We start from the raw sequence: 11,403 nt of genomic DNA on the forward strand, positions 1-11,403 counted from the left end.
ACGCGATGCCGAGGCTCACGCTGCGCTGGAAGCTTCTGCTGTTCGCCGCCGCCATCGCCGTGCTGCCGATCCTGGTCGCGGCGCGGACCATGATCCGGATCGGCGAGGACGAGCTCAAGAGCACGGCCAACGACCAGCTCCTGGCCGTCGCCGGTGAGGTCACGCGCGAGATCAACGACGTGTTCGAGCGCAGTTGGCTCGGGCCGCTGGTCCTGATCCGCAACGCGCTCGACGACGAGCGCCTGGGCGTGCAGGAGAAGATCGCCCTGCTCACGCTCGGCATCGCCGACATCGCCGACATCGTGGCCCTGCAGATCACGCTGGAAGGAGCGGACCTGCCGCTGATCGTGACCCAGGACGAGTTCAGCCAGCGCCTGCGCGGGGTCGGGCTCGATCCTTTGACGACGCTGCGGGTCCCGCCCGTGAAGATATGGGCGCTGCGCCGGTCCGGCGACGCCTACGACGGCGACCTGGCCTACGTCCCGGACACGGACGACTGGCTCGCGACGGTGGTGCTGCCGCTCCGCTCGACCTTCGCCGGCGCCGGCGCCGTCCTCTCGGCCCGGATCGACCTGAACCGGCTGCGGCAGCTCATCGCCGGCAACCCGTTCACCAGGACGGGCTCGCTCATGGTGGTCGACCGGGACGGGCAGGAGGTGTTCACGCCCGAGCGTCGCGACCGCCGCGGCGAGGCCATCGTCGCCGAGGCGCTGGGTCAGCTCGCCTCGACCTCGCGCTCGCTGGGCGTGGCTCCTTACGTCCGCGCCGACGGCGAGGTCGTGCTGGGCGCCTATGCCTTTCCCCGCCCGTTCCGCTGGGTGGTCCTGGCGATGCGCCCGCAGGCCGACGCCTATGCCGCGGTCCAGAAGATGACGCAAAGCCTTCTCCTCTGGGGTGCGGCGGGCCTCGGCGTGGCGATCCTGGGCGCGGTCGCCCTCGCCTTCGCGATCAGCCGGCCGATCCTCGAGATCGACCGCGTGGCGGCGGAGGTCGGCCGGGGCAACTTCGCGGTGCGCGTCGTGCGCGGGATCCGTGCGAAGGACGAGATCGGCGACCTCGCGCGCCGGATGAACGAGATGGTAGTGGGCCTCGGGGAGCGCCTGCAGCTCGAGAAGTTCGTCTCCGGCGGCACCATGGCGGCGATCCGGCGCTCGAGGCAAGGCGTCGTTCCGCTCGGCGGCACGCGCCGCCGCGCCACCATGCTGTTCTGCGACATCCGCGGCTACACCGCGTTCGCCGAGCGGCACGAGCCGGCCGTGGTGGTCGAGGTACTCAACTTCTACTTCCAGCACCTGGCACGGCTGGTGCAGACGCATCGGGGCGACATCGACAAGTTCGCGGGTGACCAGATCCTGGCGGTGTTCACCGGCGAGGCGGCCGAGCGCCGCGCCGTGCGCTGCGCGCTCGCGATGCAGGCAGCGATGGCCGGGCTCGGCGCCGACCGCCCGAGCTGGAACCTCGCCATCGGCGTCGGCGTGAACGCGGGCGAGGTCGTCATGGGTGCCATGGGCAGCGCCGATCGGATGGACTACACGGTGCTGGGCGACGCCGTGAACCTGGCGGCGCGCCTGTGCGGGCAGGCTGGACGCGGCCAGATCCTGGTGAGCCAGACGGTTCGTGCCGAGATCGCCTCCTCTCCCGACCTCGTCGTCGAGCCCCTTGCCCCGGTGCGCCTGAAAGGGAAGCAGGAGCCGGTTCCGGTCTACCAGGTCCGCGCCCGGCCCGAGGTCGCGCCCGGACCTCACGAGGCGTGACGGCGCCGCTCGGCGGCGACGTGCTGCGGAGCGAGGTGGCGGTCGTCCCCTTGCCGGTCGGTACGCGAAGGGCGAGGTCGCCATCGCCTTGATGATCGGGTCTTCGGCCTCTTCGCTTCGCTCGGCAACCGGTCCTATCCTGGAATGGGCATGTCAGCGCGCCGCCTTGTGCTCGCCGTGCTCCCGCTTCTCGACCGTGTCGCGGCCGACGAGCTTCGAGAACCTGCCGTCCGGTTCGTAGAGCAGCGCCAGCTCGCGCTCCTCGAACTCCTCGAAGAACTCGTCCCAGGTGATCTCGGTCAAGGCGTCGTGCTCGGAGTTCGGGGCGTCGGGAAACATGATCCGGATGATGCCGACGTCGCCGCCCTGGTGGGTGCGCGCCACGGCAGCCGGCCTGCCGCCCTTGCTCTCGGCCCACTTCCTGATCGCGTCGTGGTCGGTCGTGATCTCGGCCATGACTTCACCTCCTGAATCACCCCGGAACAAGACATCCGGCGCACGTCAGGTTCCGGGGCCGTTTGCGGGAGGTTCCGCAAGTTGGCCCGAGGCGGGACGGTCCTGGCAGGTTGGCGGTGTCCGACATCGTCACGCCCCGCTCTCAGGAGCGCCGCCATGACCGAGAGCAGCAGCACGCTCGGGCGCACCGACAGGCGGGCGAAGCCGAGCCGGCGCAGGACCTTGCCGACCGAGCCTCGGCATCGCGCTAGCGCTGCGTCGCCAGCCGCCGATCGTCCGCGCTCGGCTCCGAATGCGTCAGCACCACCGCTATCGGCTTCTCCTCGACCCGAAAAACGGCCGCCGGCCATCGCCACGCGGCGGTGGGAACGCCGCAGAAACTGCTCCGGTCGGAAACCAGGGCCGCCGGTATCATGGCTTGATGTCGTAGCTGCTGATCTTGCGGTAGAGCGTGCTGCGTGAGATCCCGAGTCGGGCCGCGGCGGCGGTCATGCTGCCGCCACTGGCGGCGAGCGCCGCCTGGATCGCCTGCCGCTCGAGATCCTCGAGTCGGCTGCATATCGGTGCCGCCGCGCACACGAAATCACGTTCGGGCGGCGCGTGGTCGACGATCTCGCCGGGCAGCCGATCCGCCGTCACCAGGCGCTGATCCGAGAGGAGATGCAGGCGCTCCACGGTGTTACGCAGCTCGCGCACGTTGCCCGGCCAGGGATATCGTCGCAGGTGCTCCACGGCCTCGGATGCGAAGGTCAAGGGTGCCAGACCGTGCCGTGCCGCGAGCAGATGGTTGAAGTGCTCGAGGAGCCGCTCGACGTCGCCGTCGCGGTTGCGCAAGGGCGGGATCTCGAGGCTCATGACGTTGAGCCGGTAATAGAGGTCGCGCCGGAAGCGCCCGGCCTCGACCTCGGCCCTGAGGTCGCGGTTGGTCATGGCGAGGAGCCGCACCGAGACCCGCCGGGGCAGGTTGTCGCCCACCCGATAGACCACCCCCTCCTCGAGCACGCGCAGGAGATAGGGCTGGAGCTCGAGCGGCAGCTCGCCCACCTCGTCGAGGCACAAGGTGCCGCCGTCGGCCAGCTCGAAGCGGCCGACCCTGCCTTCGCTGCTGGCACCGGTGAAAGCACCACGGACATAGCCGAACAGCTCGCTCGCCAGCATCTCCCCGGCGACGGCGCCGCAGTTGAACGGAACGAACGGCCCGTCCGCCACGTGGCTCGTGCCGTGGATCGCACGAGCGAACAGCTCCTTGCCGACCCCGGTCTCGCCGTGGATCAGCACCGGCACGGACAGGGGTGCCAGCCGCCGGCCCTGCTCGACCACGCTACGCATGGCCGGACTGTCGCCGACGATGCAGGCGAAGCTGGCACGGGCCGGATCGCTCTCGTCCGGGACCGGGTGGCGGCGCGCTACCGGCGCGCTGCCTCGCGCGCGGCCGCCGGGCAGTACCAGCAGCGTGCCGATGGTCTCGCCCTCGCTCACGAGCGGCTTCATCCAGTCCACCGGCAGGCGGCCTGCCAAGGGGCCGGCAGCGGCACCCACCGGCGGTTCGGTATCGATATGGGCGATCCGCATCCCGCGCTTGAGGCCGGGCGCCGCGAGCCCCCACTGGCTCCGGAGGATCCGAGCGGCGTTGCGCGAGACGTGGAGGATGCGCCCCTTGCGGTCGAGCAGGATGATTCCGGCATCGCCGTGGCGCGGGAGCTGCTCGAGGCAGAGATCGAGGAGGCGCAGATGCTCGGCCTCGATCCGTTCGGCCAGCGTCCGCTCGATCCGCCGCGCCGCCAGGGTGGCCAGCGCCAGCATCTGCGGATGGAAGCTCTCCTTCGGGCAGGAGATGTCGACGAGCCCGGCGATGCTGTCGTCAACCGTATCGCGGATCGGCGCCCCGGCGCAGCTCCAGCCCTGAATGCCGGCGCAGAAGTGCTCGGCGCCGTAGACCAGTACCGGCCGGCTGGTTGAAAGAGCGGTGCCGATGCCGTTGGTGCCGGCGAGCTCCTCGCCCCAGCGGCCGCCGCGCTCGAGGTGAATCGCACGGCCGGCCTCGATCGTGCACACGTCGCCGACGGCCTCCAGGATCACCCCGCGGCCGTCGGTGACCAGCATCATGGCACCCGTGCCGGCGAGGAGGTCGATGGATTCGGTCAGCGTCTCGACCGCTGCCGTCAGCAGGTCCCGGTTCTGCTCGCGTATCTGCTCGGTGGCATCCCGGCTGAGGCGGGGCGCTGCATCTGCCCGCACGTCCACACCGTTGTCGCGGCAGCGCACCCAGGACTCGGCGACCAGCGCGCGCACGCTCGGCAAGGCGCAGGCATCCATGGCGACGAAGCGCTCCCACGCCTCGATGATCGCCCTTTCGCTGCCGTGATAGCCGCCGATCGCCTGCTCCTGGCCCAGACGGGCCGTCTCGTTGTTTCCGGGTCCTGCCATCCCGGTTCCCCTGCCGTTTGCCTCCAGCACACTCCTTAGCATCACGATGGTCGTGGTCCTGACAAAAACGTTTTCCCGATCCGGTCGTGCGGCACGGGCGTGCAGGGGCCCGCACCCCTGCACGCCTCGCCTTGGCCGGCGAGCCGCGGCGGGGGCTACGGCCGGCCGAGCCGCTCCGCACCGGCCCCGAGCGCGGGGCCCGCGGTCGGGTCCTGGTGCTCGGGCCGGTCGGCGATCAGGGTATGGGTGGTCAGGATGAGCTTCGCGACCGAAGCGGCATTGGCGACGCTGGTACGGATCACCTTGACCGGGTCCATGATCCCGGCTGCCACGAGATCGACGAACTGCCCGGTGGCGGCGTCGAAGCCCACACCCGCCGGGCCCGAAACCACCTGTGCCGCGATCTCGCGGCCGGAGAAGCCGGCATTCTCGGCGATGCAGGCCAGCGGCGCCTCGAGTGCCCGCTGCACGAGGCGAATACCCTCGCCGATGCTCGGGTCCTGGCCGGCCAGGAGTGCATCGAGTTCGGGCGCCATCTGCGCCAGCGCCGTCCCGCCACCGGGAACGACGCCCTCCATACGCGCTCCCCTGGCCGCGTTCAGCGCATCCTCGAGGAGCTGCGCCGCCCGCTTCTGCTCGACCGGGGTGGCGCCGCCCGCGACCAGGATCGCCGTGCCGCCGGTGAGCCTGGCGAGACGCTCGGCCAGCTTGTCGCGCTCGACATTCTGGGGTGCGGCCTCGAGCTGGCGCTCGATCTGGGCGCGGCGGGCGCGGATCGCCTCCGGGGCACCGCCGCCGCCCACGATCGCGGTCCGGTCCAGCATCACCCGGATCCGCTCCGCCTGCCCGAGATCCTGGGCCGTCGCCGCCTCGACCCGCCCGCCGAGCTCGCGCGCCAGCACGCGGCCGCCGGTGAGGATCGCCAGATCCTCGAGCATCGCCTTGCGCCAGTGACCATAATCCGGCGGGTTGACCGCGACCGCGATACAGCCCTGGCGCCGGGCCGCGATCAGCCGGGCCACGGCATCGGGGGCGATCTCCTCGGCGATCACGAGGAGCGGCCGGCGCTGCCGTGCCACCTCCGCCAGCACGGCATCGAGCGCTGCCGCGTGCGGGATCCTGTTGTCGGTGATCAGGATGAGAGGCTGTTCCAGCACCGCCTCCATGGTCTCCGGGTCGGTCGCCATGTGGTGCGAGAGATAGCCGCGGTCGAACGACATGCCCTCCAGCACGTCGAGCCGTGTCGGCTCGCCCGGAACGCCGTGCTCGACCTCGATGATGCCATCGGGTCCCACGCGCCGGACCGCCTCCGCCACGAGCCGCCCGAGCGCAGGCTCGGTCGCGGCGACCACGGCGACCTGCTCGAGCGCCCGATCGTCCGGGAGCGGCCGCGCCTGCCGCCGCAGCGCCTCGATCACGTGCGCGCAGGCGAGCTCGATCCCGGCCACGAGATCGACCGCGCTCTGACCCTGGTCCAACACCTTCACCCCGCCCTGGATCAGCGCGTTGGCGAGCACCGTGGCGGTCGTGGTCCCGTCGCCCGCGACGTCGTTGGTCTGCTTCGAGACCTCGCGCACGACCTGAGCGCCCATGTTCTCGAACCGGTCCTCGAGCTCGATCTCGGCGGCGATGCTGACGCCGTCGCGCGAGATCAGGGGCGTGCCGATCGGCCGATCGATGATGGCATTGGTACCTTTGGGCCCCATGGTACCCTGCACGGCCAGGGTCAGCTTCGCGACCCCGCGCGCGAGTGCCGCGCGCGCCTCGCCGTGATGCAGCATGATCTTGGCCATCCCTGTCATCTCCTCGGTGGCCCGGGCGCGCCGCCGCCAGCGCCCGCCACGGGCAGGGTTCGAACGTTGCCGTCGGTTGCAGGCAGTGGGGAAGGAGCGGCCGCCGGGCGCGGTGGCCCGGACCCGGCGGCCGCGTCACTCATTCGTAGGCGAGCGCGTCGTCCATGTTGCCGAACAGGACGACCGTGTTGTCGTCGACCATCACCATCCGGCCGTAGTGGGTCGAGGTCGAGATCTCGAACAGATGCGGGGTCATCTCGCGGCCCAGGGCCTCGCTGATCTCGTCCATCTTGAACTCGATCCGGCCCTCGCCGTCGATACGGATCATGGCCGGAAGATAGGTCACCCGAATGCCGGGCTTCTTCTCCATCACCTCGGCGATGCAGCGCGCCTCGACGCTGTCGTTCATGGTCACCCCGCACTGGTGCGAGATCGTGTTCTCGAAGGTGATGGCATCGAGCGGCTTGAAAAGCTGCTCGCTCGTCGTGACGCTCATGGCTCGTTTCCTGTTACGGTTGCGGGCAGCGGGCTCACTCGGCGGCGACCGGCTCGGCTGCCGGCTCGTCCCCGAGGGCGAGGCGGATGCCGATGGCGCTCGCGATCGCCTCGAGCCGGTTCGTCGCCTGCGCCACCGCGTCGGTGAACGCCGCGACCTTCACCCTGGGCTGCGAGAAGATCGGCTGGAGCTGGCGCGCCGCCGCCAGCGCCAAAGCACCATGCCGCTCGAGCCATCCCTCGAGCACGCCGCGATTGTGCTCGCCGTATGCCGGATCGGCCGCGAGGAGCTGGAACAGCTCCACCGTGTTGGCGAGGTTGCGCTCGAAATCGGCCTCGGCGGCCGAGACCACCGCCGGGGTGGCGAAGTCGTTCTGCGCGGCCGCCGCCTGCATGACGAAGCCGCTGCGGAAGAGCTCGCCCACCAAGGGCTCGAAGACGACGTTCACGGCGAAGTACTGTTCGAGATAGTCGCTCGCCCCGCCGATCGCCTCGACCGCCTTGCGGGTCTCCTGCCAGATCGGGTCTTCGAGCCAGTGCCGCTTGCCGGCATCGGCATCGAAGCCCGGCATGTCCTGGCCGATCTCGCTCAGGTAGAGGGTCAGATCCTGGGCGAAGCGCAGCTTGTAGGAGGCGTTGGTCAGGATCGCGTTGTTGATCATCTGGGTGTAGCCCATGCGCTGCGCGCGCATGGTGGCCTTGCCGAGGCCGTATTCGGCGTGCTTCCAGGCACCCAGATGATCCTGCAGGATCTTGACCCACATCTTGTCGAACCGGGCGGGTGCTCCCGCGCGTCGCGCGTTCTCGACCACGTTCTTGATCGTCTCGACGATCGCCGACTGGCGCTGGTAGTGGGTTCGCTCCCATTCCTGGTCGACCGAGCGGAACTTGTGCCAGTCCGAGCTCTCGAGGCGGGTCCAGTCCTTGGAATAGCCCGGCGTGCCGTCGGCGAAGGAGATGATCCAGCCCTGCAGGAGATAGCGCTCGGGATCGGGCTGGACGTCGACGGTCACGTCCTCGTAGTGGGTCGCCTTCCGGCCCTTGGGCTCGAAATAGTTGTACCGGCGGCTGTCCCAGCCCGGGAACTGCTTCGCACCGGCGGCAGCCGACTTCGTCTCGTGAATCGCCATTCGAACCTCCCTTGGGTTCCGGGCCATCTCAACGCGTGGCCGGAGTGAACTTGTCGAAGTAGATGCGGTCCGATTCGACGCCGCCCATCTGCAGGACGGGCAGGACGGCATCGATCATCGGCGGCGGGCCGCACGTGTAGGCGTCGGCCTCATCGATCCCTTCCATCTCGCCCAGATGGCGCCGCAAGACCTCGTGGACGAAGCCGGTCTCGCCCGACCAGTCGTCGCCGGGCTCGGCGTGCGAGAGGGCGGGGATGAAGGCGAAGTCCGGCATCTCCCGTGCGAGCTCGGCGAAGAGATCGAGGTGGAACAGATCTTTGCGCGTGCGGGCGCCGTAGAAGAAGCGCACCGGCCTGGTCTCGCCGCTGGCACGCTGATCCAGCAGGATCGACAGGAGCGGCGACATGCCGGAGCCGCCGCCGATCAGGAGCATCGGGCCCTGCCGCCCCTCGCGGCGAAAGCAGGTCCCGTAAGGCCCGCGAAGCGAGAGCCGGTCGCCGACCGCGAGCCCGCCGTCGAGCTGCGAGGAGAAAGCACCCTCGGGGTACTTCTTGATGATGAAGCGCAGCCGGTGCGGCTCGGCCGGCGGGTTGGCCATCGAGAAGGAGCGGGTGATGTTCTTCCCGGGCAGCGAGATGTCGACATACTGCCCGGCCCAGAACTTCAAGGGCTGCTCGATCGCGAGCTCGACGAGGCGGATGTCGTGGGTGAGCGGGTGAATGGCCGCAAGCCGGGCCGGGTAGTCCTTGACCGGGATCGAGCGCGACAGCAGGTCCTCGTCGTAATTGAGCAGCTCGACCTCGATGTCGCTGTAGGCCAGGGTCCGGCACAACAGGACGTGATTGCTCTCGCGTTCGGGGTCCGAGAGGGCGAAGGTCGAGTATTTCAGGAGCTCGACGTCGCCTTCGAGCAGAACGCACTTGCAGGCCGAGCACTGGCCTTCCTTGCAGCCGTGCATCAGCGAGATGCCCTGGCGGAAGGCGGCATCGAGGACGGTCTCGCCTTCCTCGACCTCCATCTCGATGCCGACCGGCTCGAAGCGGACCCGATGGACCGCGGGTTTCGCTAACGGATTGGCGCTCATGGCATGGCTTTCCAGCACCCCGCCGCGCGAACGCGGCGGGGCCGAATGGCCTCGGGGGGAAGGCAGAGGTGCGGACACCCCTGCCCTCGCGGCGGTCAGACGGGCCGGATGGTGTAGCCCTTGCGGTACTCGGCGATGTGCTGCTCGCGCTGCTCGGGCGTCATCTCGCGCAGCTTCACGAGCGGGCTTTCGATCGTGTAGCCACGCACGTGATCGAGCGTCCAAAGGTCCTTCTCGTCGAGCGAGAGGTGGGGCTGGGCGATCAGCGTCTTCCCGTCGGGACGGACGAAGCCCATGTCCTGAATCGCGTCGGCGAGATCCCAGCCGTGGTAGACCTCCTCCCACTGCCGCCGGCCGCTGAAGCGGCCCATGGCCGGGGTCGGGCGGCCCTGGTACTCGGCGGCGAACGCCTCCTTGTGCGTCCAGCGGTCGATCTCGGAGGCGTAGGTGTAAATCTGCCCGTCGACCTCGTCGACCTGGAAGTCCTCACGGATCACGCAGGGAACGAGGCAAGACCAGCAGCGGTGCGGGTAGACGTAGCCCGTGTCGGCGAAGGTGATCGGCGGGTTGCCGGGCTTGCCGAGCTTGCGGTAGTTCTCCCACCAGGCGCCGTACTCGTTGTACCAGCCGGGGTACTTGCGCTCGAACCACTCGAAGTCGCGCTCGTTCAAAGGATCGATGCGCCAGAAGTTGGCCCACCAGCCGGCCGAGAAGAACTGCGCCACCTTGTGGACGTAGCCCTTCTTCACGATCGCATCGAACGCTTCCTGGACGTCGTCGTGGTGGATCTTGATGCCGTACTTCTCGAGCGGCAGCATGTAAGTACGGTAATAGTCCTCGTAGATCCAGCGGTGCCAGAGCTCGGCGTAAGACTCCTTGTTCTTGTCGCGGTTGGTCGTGCCGTACTCGATGATCGTGCCGATCGCGGCATCGACGATCATGTGGTTCTGCCAGAAGGCGTAGCGGATGTCGCGCTCGAGCAGGAGGTGGTTGTCCGGCTCTTTCAGGATCGACATCAGCATCGAGTGGCCGTTGCCGATGTGCCGGCTCTCGTCGGACTGGACCGAGAGGAACACGGTCGGCAGCGCGTAGTCGCCGTTGCGCGCGGCCTCGGATGGCATGGCCACGAACAGCGTGTTCGTGAACGCGGTCTCGGCCACCACCTGGAGATAGATGTTGGCGGCGGTGATCGCGTCGCCGGTGATGAAGGCTTCACCGAACTGCCGGCCGATGGTGGTGGCGTAGCACTTGCCGAACGCCTTCTCGGTGATGTCGAACCCGGCCGGGTCGATATAGTTCTCCATGTACCATTTCTTGAGGTTCATCTGGATCGTCGAGTGCCGGAACTCGTCGATCATCTGCATCGTGAAGCCGGTGCGCAGCTCGTCGCCGGGGGCGAGCTGGCCCAGCATCGCCATCGAGCGCGCGGCCGAGATCTCCGGGAAGGGGATGATCGCGAGGAAGAGCTTCATCCACTCGACCCAGCGCTGCTCGACGTTCCTGAACATGTCGCCGCGCAGGGCCGCATCGAGGGCGCCGTAGACCCGGTTGTCTTTCTCCTCCTGCATCGGAAAGTAGGAGCGCAGGACCTGCTTCATCGGGTCCCGCGGCACCTTGGTGATCTTGTAGTCGGTCGGGAAGGTCATCGCCTCCCGGACGTAGGACGGCGTCCAGCCGAGGTCGGCGACGCGGCGGGCGGCCTCGCCGATGCTGATCCCTTTCTGGGCGGTGATCCTGTTGAGGGTCAAACCAGCTTGCATTCGCTATCTCCCTGAAGCTCGTCCGCAGGACGAGCGCTGGCCGGACGTCGGCCGTTCTGTTCTCGTCGGGAGACCGGCTGATTCGCCTCGCGGGCTCATGAAACACCCTCGGCGAGGTGGGTCGTCCGCCGCGTCCGACCCTGGTCGAGCCTGCCTTCCGGCCGATGCGCTCGAGGAGCGCCGGCAGGGAGATCAAAAGCAAGTGCCGTGCCAAGTCGATCGGTTCGACAATAGAGGCAATGATGCCGAAGAGATGTTCCGAGTTGGAACAGGTCTGTATCAAGTGTCCCACTTTACGACAGCACCCGCCGATAGAAAAAATCCGGATATTTTCTACACCTGCAATACCACCGAAGAAAACGGCTGCCGACACAAAGCCGGCAGCCGCGAGTCGACGCAGGGAGGAAGAGTGCCGCGAGGCAGAAAACCTCAGATCTCGTTCTTGCCCATCTGGTCGGCGATGTATTCGGCCTGGCGGATGGCGAGCGCCACGATGGTCAGGGT

At 68.6% G+C, this 11,403-nt stretch carries 9 protein-coding genes; 2 read left to right on the top strand and 7 right to left on the bottom strand.

Translation table 11 applies throughout. The features are described 5' to 3' along the window. Positions 1-5: 5 nt before the first annotated feature. Positions 6-1,754 carry an adenylate/guanylate cyclase domain-containing protein gene (locus U1T56_RS23080; protein WP_418161868.1) on the top strand — a complete coding sequence of 583 codons (1,749 nt, stop codon included), beginning with the start codon at positions 6-8 and terminating at the stop codon, positions 1,752-1,754. A gap of 153 nt (positions 1,755-1,907) precedes the next feature. On the opposite strand, the gene U1T56_RS23085 is transcribed toward U1T56_RS23080, so the two are convergent. The 7 genes from U1T56_RS23085 to U1T56_RS23115 form a co-directional block, all read right to left on the bottom strand. Further along, positions 1,908-2,210 (bottom strand): hypothetical protein, encoded by a 303-nt coding sequence (locus U1T56_RS23085; protein WP_418161869.1) that lies wholly within the window; start codon positions 2,208-2,210, stop codon positions 1,908-1,910. Between the two features lie 411 nt (positions 2,211-2,621). Continuing rightward, complete coding sequence (locus U1T56_RS23090) at positions 2,622-4,637, bottom strand: sigma-54-dependent Fis family transcriptional regulator (RefSeq protein ID WP_418161870.1); 2,016 nt, start codon at positions 4,635-4,637, stop codon at positions 2,622-2,624. 155 nt (positions 4,638-4,792) lie between these two features. Then, complete coding sequence (gene groEL, locus U1T56_RS23095) at positions 4,793-6,430, bottom strand: molecular chaperone GroEL (protein WP_418161871.1); 1,638 nt, start codon at positions 6,428-6,430, stop codon at positions 4,793-4,795. A gap of 139 nt (positions 6,431-6,569) precedes the next feature. Further along, positions 6,570-6,926: an MmoB/DmpM family protein gene (locus U1T56_RS23100; protein WP_418161872.1), complete on the bottom strand. Its 357-nt coding sequence runs from the start codon at positions 6,924-6,926 to the stop codon at positions 6,570-6,572. A 34-nt stretch (positions 6,927-6,960) separates the two neighbouring features. Continuing rightward, positions 6,961-8,055, bottom strand: coding sequence for a ferritin family protein (locus U1T56_RS23105; protein WP_418161873.1), 1,095 nt, complete (start codon positions 8,053-8,055; stop codon positions 6,961-6,963). 28 nt (positions 8,056-8,083) lie between these two features. Continuing rightward, complete coding sequence (locus U1T56_RS23110; protein ID WP_418161874.1) at positions 8,084-9,139, bottom strand: NADH:ubiquinone reductase (Na(+)-transporting) subunit F; 1,056 nt, start codon at positions 9,137-9,139, stop codon at positions 8,084-8,086. A 95-nt stretch (positions 9,140-9,234) separates the two neighbouring features. After that, positions 9,235-10,899, bottom strand: coding sequence for an aromatic/alkene/methane monooxygenase hydroxylase/oxygenase subunit alpha (locus U1T56_RS23115; RefSeq protein WP_418161875.1), 1,665 nt, complete (start codon positions 10,897-10,899; stop codon positions 9,235-9,237). A 202-nt stretch (positions 10,900-11,101) separates the two neighbouring features. Between U1T56_RS23115 and U1T56_RS23120 the strand changes: the two genes are divergently transcribed. Beyond that, positions 11,102-11,403: hypothetical protein (locus U1T56_RS23120; protein WP_418161876.1), on the top strand; the 302-nt coding region annotated here is incomplete at its 3' end.

The organism is Benzoatithermus flavus (assembly GCF_037908215.1).
Lineage (GTDB): Bacteria > Pseudomonadota > Alphaproteobacteria > Geminicoccales > Geminicoccaceae > Benzoatithermus > Benzoatithermus flavus.

Coding starts and splice junctions, on each gene's coding strand:
- U1T56_RS23080 (WP_418161868.1), top strand. CDS start 6: ATGCCGAGGCTCACGCTGCGCTGGAAGCTTCTGCTGTTCGCCGCCGCC.
- U1T56_RS23085 (WP_418161869.1), bottom strand. CDS start 2,210: ATGGCCGAGATCACGACCGACCACGACGCGATCAGGAAGTGGGCCGAG.
- U1T56_RS23090 (WP_418161870.1), bottom strand. CDS start 4,637: ATGGCAGGACCCGGAAACAACGAGACGGCCCGTCTGGGCCAGGAGCAG.
- groEL (WP_418161871.1), bottom strand. CDS start 6,430: ATGGCCAAGATCATGCTGCATCACGGCGAGGCGCGCGCGGCACTCGCG.
- U1T56_RS23100 (WP_418161872.1), bottom strand. CDS start 6,926: ATGAGCGTCACGACGAGCGAGCAGCTTTTCAAGCCGCTCGATGCCATC.
- U1T56_RS23105 (WP_418161873.1), bottom strand. CDS start 8,055: ATGGCGATTCACGAGACGAAGTCGGCTGCCGCCGGTGCGAAGCAGTTC.
- U1T56_RS23110 (WP_418161874.1), bottom strand. CDS start 9,139: ATGAGCGCCAATCCGTTAGCGAAACCCGCGGTCCATCGGGTCCGCTTC.
- U1T56_RS23115 (WP_418161875.1), bottom strand. CDS start 10,899: ATGCAAGCTGGTTTGACCCTCAACAGGATCACCGCCCAGAAAGGGATC.